At 70.8% G+C, this 16,212-nt stretch carries 8 protein-coding genes; 2 read left to right on the top strand and 6 right to left on the bottom strand.

From position 1 onward, the window contains the following. Window position 1: 1 nt before the first annotated feature. The 5 genes from rpsI to ABD285_RS06320 all read right to left on the bottom strand — a co-directional run bounded on the left by rpsI (window position 2) and on the right by ABD285_RS06320 (window position 12,084). Window positions 2-487, bottom strand: a complete 486-nt coding sequence (gene rpsI, locus ABD285_RS06340; protein WP_284254419.1) for a 30S ribosomal protein S9 — start codon at window positions 485-487, stop codon at window positions 2-4. Between the two features lie 29 nt (window positions 488-516). Then, a complete protein-coding gene (gene rplM, locus ABD285_RS06335) occupies window positions 517-963 on the bottom strand; it encodes a 50S ribosomal protein L13 (RefSeq protein WP_284254418.1) in 447 nt (148 codons plus the stop codon). 186 nt (window positions 964-1,149) lie between these two features. Continuing rightward, window positions 1,150-1,800 (bottom strand): hypothetical protein, encoded by a 651-nt coding sequence (locus tag ABD285_RS06330; RefSeq protein WP_344201168.1) that lies wholly within the window; start codon window positions 1,798-1,800, stop codon window positions 1,150-1,152. Between the two features lie 47 nt (window positions 1,801-1,847). After that, window positions 1,848-10,988, bottom strand: a complete 9,141-nt coding sequence (locus ABD285_RS06325; RefSeq protein WP_344201165.1) for a DUF7927 domain-containing protein — start codon at window positions 10,986-10,988, stop codon at window positions 1,848-1,850. A 187-nt stretch (window positions 10,989-11,175) separates the two neighbouring features. Then, window positions 11,176-12,084, bottom strand: coding sequence for a tRNA pseudouridine synthase A (locus tag ABD285_RS06320; protein WP_344201162.1), 909 nt, complete (start codon window positions 12,082-12,084; stop codon window positions 11,176-11,178). Between the two features lie 117 nt (window positions 12,085-12,201). On the opposite strand from ABD285_RS06320, the gene ABD285_RS06315 reads away from it, so the two are divergent. Continuing rightward, a complete protein-coding gene (locus ABD285_RS06315; RefSeq protein ID WP_344201159.1) occupies window positions 12,202-14,070 on the top strand; it encodes an acyltransferase family protein in 1,869 nt (622 codons plus the stop codon). Between the two features lie 18 nt (window positions 14,071-14,088). Next, a complete protein-coding gene (locus tag ABD285_RS06310) occupies window positions 14,089-15,141 on the top strand; it encodes an ATP-dependent DNA ligase (protein ID WP_344201156.1) in 1,053 nt (350 codons plus the stop codon). Window positions 15,142-15,153: 12 nt separating this feature from the next. On the opposite strand, the gene ligD is transcribed toward ABD285_RS06310, so the two are convergent. After that, entirely contained in the window at window positions 15,154-16,176 is a 1,023-nt protein-coding gene (gene ligD, locus ABD285_RS06305; protein WP_344201298.1) for a non-homologous end-joining DNA ligase, read from the bottom strand. Window positions 16,177-16,212 lie beyond the last annotated feature (36 nt).

Here is a 16,212-nt window from a genome sequence, read left to right as displayed (position 1 = left end):
GTTACCGCTTGGAGAACTGCGACGCCTTGCGGGCCTTCTTGAGACCGGCCTTCTTGCGCTCGATGACGCGGGCGTCGCGAGTGAGGAATCCGGCCTTCTTGAGGGCGGGGCGGTTGTTCTCGCGGTCGATCTCGTTGAGCGCGCGTGCGATCGCCAGGCGCAGGGCACCGGCCTGGCCCGAGGGTCCGCCGCCGGTGATCTTCGCCGTCACGTCGTAGCTGCCCGCGAGCTCGAGCACCTTGAACGGATCGTTGATGAGCTGCTGGTGCAGCTTGTTGGGGAAGTAGTCCTCGAGCGAGCGCCCGTTGACGATGAAGCCGCCGGTGCCGGGCGTCAGTCGCGCGCGGGCGATGGCCTCCTTGCGTCGGCCGACAGCCGCGCCGGGCACGCTGAGGTTGCGCGGAGCGCGGACCTCGGCGGTCTCCTCGGCCGGGGTCTCGGTGGAATAGCTCTGGAGCTCGGGAGCCAGGTCCTCGATGTTCGCCATTGTCTGTCCTAAGAAGTCGATGCGGGCGCTTACTGCGCGACCTGGTTGAGGGTGTAGGGCGTGGGCTGCTGCGCGGCGTGCGGGTGCTCGGCGCCCGCGTAGACCTTCAACTTCTTGATCTGGGCACGGCCCAGCGAGTTCTTCGGGAGCATGCCGCGCACGGCCTTCTCCACGGCGCGCGTCGGGTGCTTCTCGAGCATCTCGATGTAGGTCTCGCTCGAGAGGCCGCCCGGGTAGCCCGAGTGGCGGTAGGCGAGCTTCTTCTCGAGCTTCTGGCCCGTCAGCGCGACCTTCTCGGCGTTGATGACGATGACGAAGTCGCCCATGTCCATGTGGGGGGCGAAGGTGGGCTTGTGCTTACCGCGGAGCAGCGCCGCAGCGTGGCTGGCGAGACGGCCGAGCACGACGTCGGTCGCGTCGATGACGACCCAGTCGCGCTTGATGTCCGCCGGCTTGGGGCTGAACGTACGCGTCATGAATGACTCGTTTCTGTCGAGGAGAATCGTGAATCCCGCTCCGGTGAGCGTTCTCGGCGGATCGCCGGGAACCCTGCGGTGGAGGGCTCGGAACGTCGCCCACGCGGGTGGGCAACCTCAATAGGTTAGTCGATCGGCGTCGATTCGGCCAATTCCGGCGCACCCGCCCGCTCGGGGCGACCGGGCTCAGGTGGCGGAGCGTGCCCGTGCGCGCCGGCGCCCGCGGATCCACAGCAGCACGGCGAGCGCGACCACGATGATGGCGCCGCCGATGATCGCGGTGATGACCAGGGGCGCGTTCGACTGCCCCGCCGAGGCTCCGGGCGACCGCACCGAGTGTGCCGGATCGACGACTCCCCGGATGCCGTCCGGGTCCGCCGTGCGGACCAGGATCCGACCTGGCTCCCCCTCCGGATACAGGGTCGCCAGGGTCGTGAAGCGCACCTCGCCGCGGGGAATGCGGCCCACACGGACGGTGGTCTCGCGGCTGACCGTCTTCCCCGCCCCGACGGTGATCGGCCAGCTGAGGTCGGAGCCCGTCTTCTTCCCCGACGCCGAGTGGGCGTACGACGCATAGCCGGGCACCGTGACCTGCAGTGTGCCCTTGACCGCACTGGCGCCGGCGTTGGTCACGGCAGCCGTGTAGGTCAGGATCGCGCCGGACTCGGTCTGAGTGGTCGCGTCACTGAGCGTGATCGACAGGCCCGCGGGCGGAGCGACCGCCGCTGCCGGCTCGACGGAGGTGAGCCCCGTCATGGCGAGCGCGGCGAGCCCCGCCAGGATGGCGGCGGACGCCGCCCGTGAGCGCCTGCCGGCCCGCGCTGTGGTCCGATTCATGCCCGCGACCATCTCCTGTCTCCGAGAACGTGGCGACTGCAGCGGCATCAGCTACGACGACGACGGAGCCGGATTGCGAGGGTGATGAGCGCGCCCGCCGCGAGGAGGGAGACGGCCCACAGCAGCGCCGGCATCACGTCGAGCCCGGTGAACGCCACCTGGCCGCCGGACGCCGTCGCCGACCGGACCGTGACGTTCGCGGCGCAGGACGGATCCGGATCGCCCGGCAGGCAGTTCGACATCACGCCCGACGGGTCCTCCGGTGTCACCACGGTGTTCAGCAGCCTCTCGCCCGCCGACGCGTCCGCGGCCAACCGCACCGAGTACGTGACCGACACGACCCCGCCGATCGGCAGCGCGCCGGACCAGTGGATGGTCGGCTCCGCGTAGGTCGCGCCGCTGTCGACGTCGCCGTCATAGCTCGCGTACGTCAGGACGTTCGTCAGGTCGTCGCTGAACGAGGCGGGCCGATCCTGCGTGAACGCCACCTCGCCGGTGTTGATGACGGTGATCGTGTAGTCCACCACCGCACCCGGCACCGCCGTGGCGGCGTTCGCCGTCTTGACCACCCGGAACGACTGCACGGGCACCGTGACCGAGCACGCCGGGTCGGACGACCCGGCGACGCAGTCGCCGCCCGGGGTGACCACGGTGTTCTTCAGCAGATGATCCCCCGAGTCCGGTGTGTTCACGGTCACCGAATAGGTGATGGCCTGCGACCCCCCGATCGGCAGCGCCCCGCGCCACGACAGTGTGGGAGCGACATACGTCGCGCCGTTCGTCGCGTCGAAGTCGTACGTCGCGTCGTCCAGAACCCGGGACAGGTCGTCGGTGAAGGTGGCGGGCGCCGCCGAGGTGTAGTCGACGGATCCGGTGTTGGTGACCACGATCGTGTAGGTCACCACCCCTCCCTGCAGGGTCGACGTGGTCGAGGCCGTCTTGGCGACCGTGTACGACTGCACCGGAACGTGGACCGCGCAGTCGGGGTCGGTGGTGTCCGCCGTGCAGTTGCCGCCCGAGCCGACCGGGGTCAGCACCGCGTTGTCGAGCGACTGATCGCCGTGGTCCGGATCGTCGACCGTCACCGAGTAGGTGATGGTCTCCGACTCTCCGACCGCCAACGGCCCGGACCACGACAGGGTCGGCGCCGAGTACACCGCCCCGTTGGTCGCGTCGTCGTCGTAGCGGGCGTCGTCGAGCACCTGCGACAGGTCGTCCGTGAAGCTCGCCGGCTTCGCCGCCGTGTAGTCGGTCGCCCCGATGTTCGTCACGACGATCGTGTAGGTCACCGTGGATCCCGGGCTCGTCGTGGTCGTGGAGGCGGACTTCGTGACGTGGAAGGCGGTCGTGGGCACCTGCACCGAGCACGACGGATCGGTCGACCCGTCGAAGCAGTTGCCGGTCGAGCCCGTGACGACGGCGTTGGTCAGCAGCGCATCCCCGGCATCCGGCGTGTTCGCCGTCACGGAGTAGGTGAAGGTGAGGCTCTGGCCGACGGCCAGGGCGCCGGACCACGACAGCGACGTGCCGTCGAAGGTCACCCCGGCGGTGGCATCGCCGTCGTACGTCGCGTCGTCGAGCACGCTCGACAGGTCGTCGACGAACGTCGCGGGGTCGTCCACGGTGTACGGCACCTCGCCGGTGTTGGTGATCGTGATCGTGTACGGCACGACGTCGCCCGGGTCGGCGGTCGTCGCCGAGCTGGTCTTCACCGCGCGGTACGCCTGCACGGGCGTGTGCGTGGAGCACGCCGGATCATCCGAACCGGCCGGGCAGTTGCCCACCCCCGGCGGGGTGAACACGGTGTTCGCCAGCACGTGGTCCCCGTTGTCGGGGTTCTTCACGGTGACCGTGTACGTGATGGTCTGCGTCGCGCCGACCGCCAGAGCACCGGACCACGACAGGGTCGGCGCCGCATACGTCGCCCCGTTTGACGCGTCGTTGTCGTAGGTCGCGTCATCCAGCACGCCGGAGAGGTTGTCGGTGAACGTCGCCGGGCGCGTGGCGGTGTACGCGAACTGCCCGGTGTTGGTCACCAAGATCGTGTACGTCACCGTCGCCCCCGGAGTCGCGACCGCGGCCGAAGCCGACTTGGCGACCGTGTAGTCGGCGACCTGGGTGGTCGTGCTGCACGCGCTCTGGCTGACGCAATCGCCACCCGATCCCGTCGGTGTGACGGCGTTCGTCAGGAGGTGATCTCCCGCGTCGGGGGAGTCGACGGTCACCGAGTAGGTGATCGTCCGTGTCCCGCCGACCGCGAGCGCTCCGGACCACGACACGGTCGGAGCCGCGTAGGTCGCACCGTTCGACGCGTCGTTGTCGTACGTCGCGTCGTCCAGCACGGCCGCGAGGCTGTCGCTGAACGACGCCGGATGCGCGGCGGTGTACGCCACCGAGCCCGTGTTGGTCACCGTGACGGTGTAGCGGACGGTGCCGCCGGGCGCCGTCGAGGTCGTCGAGGCGACCTTCGCCACCGTGTAGGACTCGACCGGTGTCGTCGTGTCGCACCCGCCCGTCGTCGCGCACGCGCCTCCGGATCCGGTGGGAACGACCGCGTTCTTCAGGATGTCGTCGCCGCCATCCGGCTCGTCCACCGTCACCGAGTACGTGATGGTGCGGGTGGCGCCGACCGCGAGGTCGCCCGCCCACGACAACGTCGGAGCGGCGTAGGTCGCGCCCGCGCTCGCGTCGCCGTTGTACGCCGCGTCGTCCAGCACTCCCGTGAGGTCGTCCGCGAAGCTCGCGGGGTTCGACGCGGTGTAGGCGACCTGCCCGGTGTTGGTGACCAGCACGGTGTAGGTCACCGTCGCACCCGGCGTCGCGGTGGCCGTCGACGCCGACTTCGCCACCGTGTACGAGGCGACCGGCGTCGAGGTCGTGCACGCCTCGGGCGTCGTGCAGGTGCCGCCGGATGCGGTGGGCACCGCGGTGTTGGCGAGGACGCCGTCGCCGGTGCCGGGATCGTCGACGGTCACGGAGTAGGTGATCGTCTCGGTGGCGCCCACGGCCAGCGCACCGGACCACGACAGGGTCTGCGATGCGTAGGTCGCCGCATTCGTCGCGTCGTCGTCGTACGCCGCGTCGTCCAGCACGTCGGCGAGGCTGTCGGTGAAGGTCGCCGGGTCGGCGGCCGTGTACGGAACGGCGCCGGTGTTGGTGACCGTCACGGTGTAGTCCACGGTCCCGCCGGGTGTCGTCGTCGTCGCCGACGAGCTCTTGGTCACGGTGTACGACCGCACCAGCGTGGTCGTCGAGCAGTCGCCCGCGGCGGCGCACGAGCCGCCCGCCGCGCTCGGCACGACGGTGTTGTGCAGCGCGTGGTCACCGGTGTCGGGGCCGTCGACCGTCACCGAGTAGCTCACCATCTCGGATCCGCCGACGGGCAGCGCTCCTGCCCACGAGAGCGTCGGCGCGGCGTAGGTGGCCCCGTTGGTGGCGTCCCCGTTGTAGGTGGCGTCATCGAGTGCCGCGCTCAGGTCGTCGGTGAAGGTGGCGGGGATGGCGGCGGTGTAGTCGACGTCTCCCGTGTTGGTCACCAGCACCGTGTACGTCACCCGCGATCCCTCGGTCGTCGAGGTCGTGGAGACGGTCTTCTGGACGGTGTAGGACTGCACGGGCACGTGGACCGCGCAATCGGGGTCCGTGGTGTCCGCGGTGCAGTTCGCGCCGGATCCCGCGGGGGTCAGCACGGCGTTGTCCAGAGCATGGTCCCCGTTGTCAGGATCGTCGACAGTCACGGAATACGTGATCGTCTCCGAAGCGCCGACCGCGAGCGGCCCGGACCACGACAGGACGGGGGCCGAGTACACGGCGCCGTTGCTGGCGTCGTTGTCGTAGCTCGCGTCGTCGAGGACCCCGGCCAGGCTGTCGGTGAAGGAGGCCGGGGCCGCCGCCGTGTAGTCGGTCGCTCCGGTGTTGGTGACGACGATCGTGTACGTGATCGTCGCGCCGGGCGTGGTGGTCGACGCGGACGACGTCTTCACGACGTCGAACGCCTTCGTCGGCACGTGCGCGGAGCACGACGGGTCGGTGGAGGTCACCGAGCAGTTACCCGTCGACCCCGTGACGACCGCGTTGTTCAGCTCCTGGTCGCCCGCGTCCGGGGTGTTCACCGTGACCGAGTAGGTGATCGTGACGGTCGCGCCGACCGCGAGCGGTCCCGACCACGAGAGCGTCGGCGCCGCGTAGGTCGCCCCGCCCGTGGCGTCGTTGTCGTAGGTGGCGTCGTCGAGCACGTCCGAGAGCGAATCCGTGAAGGTCGCCGGGGCGGCCGCCGTGTAATCCACCTGTCCCGTGTTGGTCACGGTGATCGTGTACGGCACGACCTCACCCGGGGTGACGGTCGTCGCCGTGGTCGTCTTGACCACCCGGTACGACTGCACCGGGGTGACCGGCGAGCAGGCGGGATCGGTCGATCCCGCCGAGCAGTTGCCGACGCCCGGCGGTGTGAACACGGTGTTCTTCAGCAGGTGATCGCCGTTGTCCGGGTTGTTCACGGTCACGGAGTAGGTGATCGTGTGGGTGCCGCCGATCGGCAGCGCCCCGGCCCAGCTGAGTGTCGGCGCCGAGTAGGTCGCGCCACCGGTCGCATCGCCGTCGTACACCGCATCGTCGAGCACACCGCTTAGGTTGTCGGTGATGGTGGCGGGCTTGGCCGCGGTGTACGCCACCTGCCCAGTGTTGGTGACCACGATCGTGTAGGTGATGCTCGATCCGGGCGTCGTCGACGACGCCGAGGCCGTCTTGGACACCGTGTACGTTCCGACCGGGGTGTGCGTCTGGCAGGCGTCGGCGGTCGCACAGGTTCCCCCGGTGCCGGTCGGCACGACGCTGTTGGTCAGTACGTGATCGCCGGCATCCGGTGTGTTCACGGTCACCGAGTAGGTGATCGTCTGGATGCCGTCCACCGCGAGCGGGCCGGCCCACGACACGGTCGGCGCGGCATACGTCGCACCGTTCGAGGCATCGCCGTTGTAGGTCGCGTCGTCGAGGACACCGCTGAGGTCGTCGGTGAACGAGGCCGGCGTACCGGCTGTGTAGGCCACCTTCCCGGTGTTCTTCACGGTCACGGTGTAGACGACGGTGCTGCCGGGACTCGTGCTCGCGGGCGACGAGGTCTTGGTAACCGTGTACGCGGCGACCGGCGTCGACGTGGTGCAGGCCGCGGGGGTGTCGCAGACGCCGCCGTCGCCGGTCGGCGACACGGAGTTCTTCAGCACGTGGTCGCCCGCTTCGGGCGAGTTCACGGTCACCGAGTAGGTGACCAGCTGGGTCGCGCCGACGGCGAGCGCCCCCGACCATGACACGTTCGGAGCCGAGTACGTGGCGCCCGCGGATGCGTCGTTGTCGTAGCTCGCGTCATCCAGCACTCCGGTCAGGCTGTCGGTGAACGTCGCCGGGTGGGCGGCCGTGTATGCGGCCTGGCCGGTGTTCGTCACCGCGATCGTGTACGTGACCTTCTGTCCTTCGGCCGCCGAGGTGACGGAGACGGATTTCGCGACCGTGTACGACTCGACGTCGACGGTCACCCTGCAGGCGGGGTCCGCGTTGCCGGTCACGCAGTTGCTTCCGGTGCCGCTGGTCACCGTGTTCGTCATGACCTTGTCGCCGGCATCAGGGCTGTCGACGGTCACCGAATACGTGATGGTGATGGACTGCCCGGGCATGATCGAGGGCGCCGACCAGTTCAGGGTCTGGCCGCTGACCGTCGCGGTGCCCGAGCTCGCGGCGACATCGCCGTCATACGCGGCATCGTCCAGAACGCCGGACATGTCGTCCGCCAGGGAGGGGTTCAGCGAGGGCGCGGCGCTCGTCGCGGGCTCGGACACCGTCACCGTGTAGGTGACCTTGGAGCCGGGCGCGATCGGGCTGCCGGCGGCGGGGACGGAGGTCTTCGCGACGTGATACGGCTCCGGGACGGCGATCCCGGCCGGGTCGCTCGCGGTGAGCACGGGACCCGACGGCGGCGTGACGCTCGCGGAGGCCGTGTTCACGGTCGTTCCGACCACGGCGGTCGACGTGCAGGTGTTCGACGCCGAGGCCCCGGCGGCGAGCGAGGGCACCGTGAAGTCGCAGCCCGGCACCAGGGAGTCGGTGACCGGGATGTCGGTCAGGGTGCCCGTGCCCTTGTTCGTGACGGTGATCTTGTACGGCACGGCGTCGCCCGCCGCGTACTGCTGGTAGTCGGCGGTCGCGTTGGCGTCATGCCAGTCCGCCGCCGTCGCGGGGTTGCCACCCTTGACCAGCACGTACTTCTTGAGGTCGAACGCGTAGCAGTCGCCGATGGTCGTCGTCGCGCTCGAGAGCATGGGCAGGGCCGTGTGCCCGGCGAACGACAGGGCCGAGTTCACCAGCACCTGTCCCGGCTGGTTGTCCGTCGCCGACGGCGCCGTGCAGCTCGTTCCCGCCGGCGTCGTGAACGCGATGCGGATCCTCTGGGTGGCGCCGGGAGCGAGGGCGGGCGCGATGACCCGAATGGCGGTCGGGTGCGCGACGGCCGTGGCGGACCATCCCACCGTGTTGCCGCTGATGCTCCCCGGCGTGCCTCCGTTCGACGCGGCGCGCGGGTCGTTACTGAGCGATCCGATCGGCGCGGACGAGTAGTACACGGTCGATCCGGCGGGAGGCGTCACGCCGGTGATCGAGTAGCCGCCGGTGATATTTGTGCCGCGACCGTCCGCTGTGCTCGGCAGGATGTCAATGGTGTCCGTGAAGGAGTTGGTCACAGGGTCCTGCGAGTTGATCGCGAGGTCCCACGCCGAGCTGTCGCCGTAGAACGACAGCACGTTCGACTCGACCGACTTGCCGAGCGTGGTGGCGCTGTTGCTCGGGACGGTCACTCTCGCGCTCGCCTGCCGGACGGCGGCCGGGCGGTTGTCGCCGGGCACGTCGATCTGGGCGACGTTGGTCAAGACGGTTCCCGGCGCGACCGAGGCGCTCGCCGGGATCTGCGCCCGGTAGGTGATGGGCTGCGCCGTGTTCGCCGGCACGTTTGTGAAGGTGTAGCTGAGCACCTGCTGACCGGAGCCGTTGGTCGACAGGGCCGGCGTCGGAGTGCCCGAGCCGGCGACATAGGCCATGCCGGCCGGGAGGGTGTCGGTGACCGTGAACGTCTGGTTCGGCGGGGTCTGGACGGCGAGATCCGCCTCGGCGCTGAGGGTGTAGGTCACGGGGACGCCGGGCTGTGCCGTCGTGCTCGGCGTCGTCTTGGTGATGACGCCGGTCGGGCCCTGGATGCGCAAGGCGTCGCGCATGCCGTTGGTGTTGGGGCCGTAGGTGCTGCCCGGAATGGTCGCGTAGACCGTCGGGTTGGTGCTGAGGTTGGTGTAGTTGTTCAGGGTCGGATAGCCCGGGAACACCGTCGCGGTGTTGTAGGGCGCGTTGAACGCCCCGACCACCCACGACTCCGCACCGATCGGGGCCGTCGGCGGAATGTAGCCCCAGACTCGCAGGAAGTGGTGGAACTGCTTGTCCACCGCCGGATCCCAGGTCATCTTCACCGCGGTCACACCTGCCGGGAGGGCGGCGATGCACGGGTCATCCGAGTACGCAGGCGAGATCGAGATGCTCTGCGTGGCGCACGCGGCGCCGACCGGGGCGGCGATCCACGGACTCCCCGCCACGCCGACCGGCTCGCCGCAGGTCTCCGTCTTCGTACTCAGCGCATCGGTGCGGTACCAGAGATGTGCGGTCTTCATGTTGGAGTACGAGGCTCCATCTGCGGCGACGAAATCCGCCCATCTCGGAGTGAACGCGGCCGGGTTCTGCACCATCACGCAGGAACCCGCCAGATTCGCCGCGCCCGGACCGCTGTACGTCGACCACGTCACGCTGTCCGCCTGACCCACGAGAGGCTCGTCGGCGAGGGTGTACGGGCCGGGATCGGTCGACGAGCGCGCCGGAGGCCAGGGGAGCGTCTTGTCCTGCGCCGTTCCCGGTGCCACCCAGAGATTGGCGTCCCACGGCGCGCGACCGGCGGTGGGGCCGCCCTGCCAGCTCATCGAGAACACACCGGGGAGGACCAGCGTCGTGCCGGAGACGTCGTTGGTGGTGTTGGTCTCCGGCTGCGTGACCCCATCGCTGAAGACGAAGGGGGTCGAAGTCGCCCCGAACGTCACTCCCACGGTGGTCGTGATCGGAGTCGTGTAACTGAACAGCAACTGGCCGGAGGCGACGAAGGTGCTCGTCGACGGGATCGCGTTCCCCAGACTGTCGACGGTGGGGACCTGCTTGAGCGAGTAGTCCAGCCCGCTCAACGTCACCGTGTAATGCGTGCTGCTGCCGGTGATGGTGCACGTGGGCGCATTGGTGCGGTTCTTGAAGGCGGAATCGGAGTAGGGGATCCCGGTGGCCTGGGCCGAGTCGTCGACCGGCCGGCAGCCCTCCCATTGCAGTCCCGGGAGCTGCCCGGCGACGGAGACCGCGATGTCCACCGTGAACGAATAGCTCGACGGACCCGGGATGCTGCCCGTCGTCATGGCGACGCCGTAGTCGACCACCACGGTCGGACGGTTGCCGCCGCTGCGACTCTGCACGGTGGTCTGCTGATAGTTCTGGTTCGGCGCGCTGAGCACGAGGTCCATGCCGTGCGTTCCCGTGATGGGAAGCGACGTCGTGGTCGCGGGCCCCGCCGTCGCGACGGCCGAGTCGGAGGTGACCGTCCCGGAGACGGAGAGCGCGGATCCCCCCGCTCCTGTGGCGCGCACGGGCGCCTGGATCACCGAGGCCGTGCCCTCGGTGATGGTGCCGAGGTTGCACACCAGCGTCGAGCCGTTCGCCGAGATCGAGGAGACGGGCGTGACGCCCTTCGTCTTGCAGACGGTGGGGATGCTGGCGAACACGCCGTTCGTGACGGTGAGCGTCGCGCGCACGTCGTTGACCGGGTCGTTCGCCTCCGGATCGGTGGCATCGTTCGTGCTGATGTGCCACTCGGACGTGACCGCCTTCCCGTATGGCGCCGACGAGGGGCTCCCGACCCAGTTCGCCGTGATCTCGTGCACGGCCGTGGTGGCCGCGTTGGCGGCGCCGGCCAGACCGAAGACGGAGAAGCCGGCGATCGTCAGCACCACCGCCGCTGAGAGCGCCCGGAACCCGCGGGTGGGCGAATCCGTGTACCAGAAAAGACCCCGCACGCCGATGGCCCGCCGATGCTGCGCCGGGTGCGGCTCCGGTCGGCTATTTGACGACATGCCCCATCGACCGTGCATGGCTGCTCCCCCTGTTGCTGTCACCCGAGCCGATCGGCCGCGCCCCCCGCGGCCTCGATCAACGTTGAATCGAGGGTTGACAGTTGGATTCAATCGCGTTGAACATACCCCCTCGGGACCGATTCCGAGAATTCACCCGTTTATCACCTGGTCACGTCGGCCGGCTCCCTCAGTCGGCCGCCTGCAGCTCTCCCGCATCGCGACGAGCGCGGGTGCGCTCCACGCGTGACGCGAGCTCGTCGTCGGAGGGATAGCCGACCTCGACGAGGGTGAGACCGCGGGCCGGCACGACCGTGAATGCCGACGTCCGGAGGCCGGCATCCCGCAGCGCCGCCGTTTCGCCGCCGGCGAGCCGCCCCTCGCCCGCGGCGATGCACGCGCCCACGAGCGCACGCACCATGCTGTGGCAGAAGGCATCGGCACGCACCTCGGCTACGAGCACACCCGAGTCGTCGCGCTGCCACGAGAAGGCCTGCAGCGTGCGGATCGTCGTCGCCCCCTCACGCGGACGGCAGAACGCGGCGAAGTCGTGCAACCCCAGCAGCGACTCCGCGGCATCCAGCATGGCCGCCTCATCCAGCGGGCCCGGATGCCAGAGCGTGTGATCGCGACGACGCGGGTCGCGCTCGCCGGCGGCGTCCGCGATCCGGTACTCGTACCGCCGCCAGAGCGCCGCGAACCGCGCATCGAATCCCGCCGGAGCCACCCCGCTGCGGCGGACGACGAGATCCGAGACCGGACCGCCCATGCCCGTGAGCCGTCGTGCGAGCGAGTCGGGCCCCGACGACGTCGCGTGGCCCCGGACGCGCGCGAGCACCGCGAGCTCCCCGGCGCCGAGGTCGACGTGGCCGACCTGGCCGGTCGCGTGCACGCCCACGTCGGTGCGGCCGGCGACGGTCACGCGGGGCGTCGCACCGGTCGAGGCGAACAGCGCGGCGAGGCGCTCCTCGAGCTCCCCCTGCACGGTGCGCAGTCCGGGCTGGCGCGCCCATCCGGAGAAGCCGGTGCCGTCGTAGGCGATGTCGAGCCTCACCCGGACGACTCCTGGATCGATCCCGGCCGGCCCCGCCTCGAGCATGCCGCGAGTCTAGGCTTGACGGCGCACCCGCCCCGATCCCGAAGCCCCATGACACCGAGTCGACCGAGCCGCCCCGCGCCTGCGCCCGCGGAGACGCCCTCGACCCGCGAGGACCCCGTGACCCGGCTGCCCGGTGCCGGCCCGTACCGTGTCGTCGGCCTCGACGGCGTCCGCGCGATCGCCGTCGTGCTGGTCATCGTCTTCCACCTCGGCCCCGGCGCCCTCGTCGGCGGCTATCTCGGTGTCGACGTCTTCTTCGTGGTCAGCGGGTTCCTCATCACGACGCTGCTGGTGCGCGAGCGCGACGAGACCGGGCGCATCCGGCTCGGGTCCTTCTGGCTGCGACGCGCTCGACGGCTGCTGCCCGCGCTCGTCGTGCTCGTGCTCGTCTGCTGCAGCGCGGCATGGGCGATCGGCGGCGATGTGCTGGTCGGTATCGGCCGCCAGCTGATCGGCGCGGCGACGTTCAGCACCAACTGGCTGCTCATCGCGAGCGGGTCGACCTACTTCGGCACCGGCTTGCCGGAGCTGTTCCGCAACCTGTGGTCGCTCGCCGTCGAGGAGCAGTTCTACCTCGTCTGGCCGCTGCTGCTCGTGCTCGTTCTGCTGCGCATCCCGCGCTGGCTGCGCATCGCGATCGTGCTGCTGCTCGCCGCCGCCTCCGGGCTCGCGATGGCGCTGCTGGTGGACCCGACCGACAGCACCCGCGTCTACTACGGCACCGACACGCACGCCTTCGGACTCGCCATCGGGGCGGTTCTCGCGTTCGCCGCGGTGCGGTGGCCGATGCGCCGGATCGCCTGGCCGCGCGCCGTCCGCTGGCTGCTGCCCGTCGTCGGCGTGTTCGCCCTCCTCGCGCTGATCGGCCTCTCGGTCGTCCTCGACGGCGCCGACCCGGACGCCTACCGCGGCGGGCTCGTGCTCGTGGCCGTCCTCACCGCGGCGGTCATCACGTCGCTGCTGGTGCCCGGGTCGTGGCTCGGCCGCGCGCTCGAGACAGGCCCGTTCCGGTGGGTCGGCCGGCGCAGCTACGGCCTCTACCTCTGGCACTGGCCGGTGCTCCTGCTCGTGCAGAGCGCACTCCCGACGTGGCAGCGCGACGGGTGGCAGGGCTGGGCGCTCGGCGGCATCGCCGCCGCGATCACGGTCGTCGCGTCCGCCCTGTCGTACCGCTTCGTCGAGCAACCGGTCCGGCGGTTCCGGTTCCGCCGCTCGGCACGTCCGTCCGGCCGCGCACGGTGGCGCGTGCCGGTGTGGGCGGTCGCGATCGGAGCCCTCCTGGTCGTCGCGGGGGCGGGCAGCACGCTCGCGCTCGCCGCCGATCCGGGCATCGGGCAGACCCAGCAGCAGGTGGAGGCCGGGCGCAAGGCGATCCGATCGGCATCGCCCGCGCCGACGCCGGATGCCGCGCCCACGCCCGGCGCCTCGGGCACCCCGACACCCGTGCCGACACCGGTCGGCGGCAACCAGGTCACCGCCATCGGCGACTCGGTCATGCTCGCGGCGGCCCCGGAGCTGCAGGCTGGACTGCCGGGCATCGCGATCGACGCCGCCGTGTCGCGCTCGATGTATGCCGCCCCGGGCATCATCCAGGCGGACCTCGACGCCGGGTCCCTGCGCAAGGTGGTGCTCATCGAGCTCGGCACCAACGGCCCGATCGATCATGCGACGCTCGAGCAGATCCACAAGCTGGTCGGACCGGACCGCGAGATCATCGTGGTCTCGGCGCAGGCGCCGCGCGGCTGGACCCCCGGCGTCAATGCGGCGCTCACCGCCTTCGCGGACCGGTACCGCAACGTGGTGCTCGCGAACTGGCACGACGCCGTGCAGCCGTATCTCTCCGAGCTCAACCGCGATCAGATCCACTTCGGCGGGGCGGGAGCCCGGCTCTTCACGAGCGTCGTCAAGGACGCCCTGCAGCAGCTGGCCGAGCTGCCGCCCCCGCGCGACGAGCGCGACGATCTGGCCCTGCCGATTCCGGTGTAGCGCGCCTACGCTGGCCGGATGGCGCTGCCGCTGCACCCGCCGACCGAGCCGATGCTCGCGACCGCCGTCGACGCGGTGCCCGAGCCGGACGCGGTCGAGGGCGGGTACGACTACGAACCCAAGTGGGACGGCTTCCGGGGCATCGTCTTCGCAGATGGCGCGGACGTCGAGATCGGCAGCCGCGGGTCCAAGTCGCTCACGCGCTACTTCCCCGAGCTCGTCGACGTGTTCGCCGCGCAGCTGGGCGAGGGCTGCGTGGTCGACGGGGAGATCGTCGTGCGCACCGGCCGGCCCGGCGCCGAACGGCTCGACTGGGACTCCCTGTCCCAGCGCATCCACCCGGCAGCCAGCCGGGTCGCGAAGCTCGCCGAGGAGACGCCGGCGTCGTTCGTGGCCTTCGACCTGCTGGCTGCCGACGGCCGCTCGCTGCTCGACGAGCCCTTCGCCCAGCGCCGCGCCCGGCTCGAGACCCTCTTCGCCGACGTCGCGCCGCCGCTGCACCTGAGCCGGACGACCCGGGATGCCGCCCTCGCCCGCCGCTGGTTCACCGAGTTCGAGGGGGCCGGCCTCGACGGGGTCGTCGCCAAGCCGCGGGCGGCCGCGTACCAGCCGGGCAAGCGGGTGATGCGCAAGGTCAAGCACCACCGCACCGCCGACGTCGTGCCGGTCGGCTACCGGGTGCACAAGTCCGGCACCGGCGTCGGGTCGCTCCTGGTCGGCCTCTACGACGCCGACGGCACGCTGCGCGGCGTCGGCGGCGCCTCGGCGTTCAGCACCGCCCGCCGGCTCGAGCTTCTGCACGAGCTGGAGCCGCTGGTCGAGCGCGATGCCGCCGGCGAGCCGGTGCGCGGCGAGGGCGAGCGCAGCCGGTTCTCGGCCGCCAAGGACGTCGGCTTCGTGCGGCTGCGCCCCGAGCGCGTGCTCGAGGTGCGCTACGACCAGCTCGAGGGCGGGCGATTCCGGCACGCCGTGCAGTTCGAGCGCTGGCGGCCGGATCGCGACCCCGCGTCGTGCCGCTACGACCAGCTCGAGAGCCCCCCGGCCTACGACCTCGACGACGCGCTCGGCTGAGCCGGACCGCGACTACTCCGCGGATTTGCGCGCACGGCTCGGCTGCACGCGCGGCGGCTCCCCCGGCATCTTCGGATACTCCGGCGGGTAGGGCAGCTCGCCGATCCCGGCCGCGAGGTCGCGCTCCCACCAGCCCAGCAGCACGTCGAGGGTGCCGCGGTGCTCGGCCATCCCGCGCCACGGATCGCCGTGCGCGCGCAGCCGGTCGGGCACCGACCGCACGGTGAAGGCGGTCGGGTCGACGCCGTCGAGCTCGTCCCACGTGATGGGGGTGGAGACCACCGCGCCGGGCCGGGCGCGCGGGCTGTAGGCGCCGGCGATCGTGCGGTCGCGCGCGGTCTGGTTGAAGTCGACGAACACCCGCTCGCCGCGCTCCTCCTTCCACCATGCCGTCGTGACCTCGCCCGGCATCCGGCGCTCCAGCTCCCGCGCCGCGGCGATGACGGCGTGCCGCACGTCGATGAAGTCGCGCACCGGTTCGATGGGGGCGTAGACGTGCAGGCCGCGGTTGCCCGATGTCTTCACGTACGGCGTCAGCCCGGCCTCCTCGAGGATCCCCTTCAGCACGGGCGCCGCGCGCACCGCATCGGCGAAGCCGACGCCCGGCTGCGGGTCGAGGTCCATGCGGAGCTGATCGGGATGATCGATGTCCTCGGCGCGGGAGGGCCAGGGGTGGAACACGATCGTGTTCATCTGCGCCATCCACACCGCGGCGGCGGGCTCGTCGATCACGAGCATGGGATGCGCGCGGGCGCTCGGGAACGTCACCATCGTCGTGCGGATGAAGTCCGGGGTGCCCTTCGGCGGCGCCTTGCTGAAGAACTCCTCGCCCTCGATCCCGGCGGGGAAGCGCTGCAGGGCCACGGGCCGGTCGCCGTTGGCCTCGACGAACGCGTCGCCGACCGCCACCAGATACTCGACGAGCTCGCGCTTGGTGACCCCGGCATCCGGCCAGAGCACACGGTCAGGGCTGGAGACCCGCATCGACCGTGGGCCGTCGGGTCCCTCGACGTCGAGCGTCACCGCGTCCGCCATGCCGCCACCGTACGCCGCGACGACGACGAACGCCCC

The organism is Pseudolysinimonas kribbensis, from assembly GCF_039531715.1.
Taxonomy (GTDB): Bacteria; Actinomycetota; Actinomycetes; order Actinomycetales; family Microbacteriaceae; genus Pseudolysinimonas; species Pseudolysinimonas kribbensis.
This window is presented reverse-complemented; position numbering and strand designations above follow the sequence as displayed.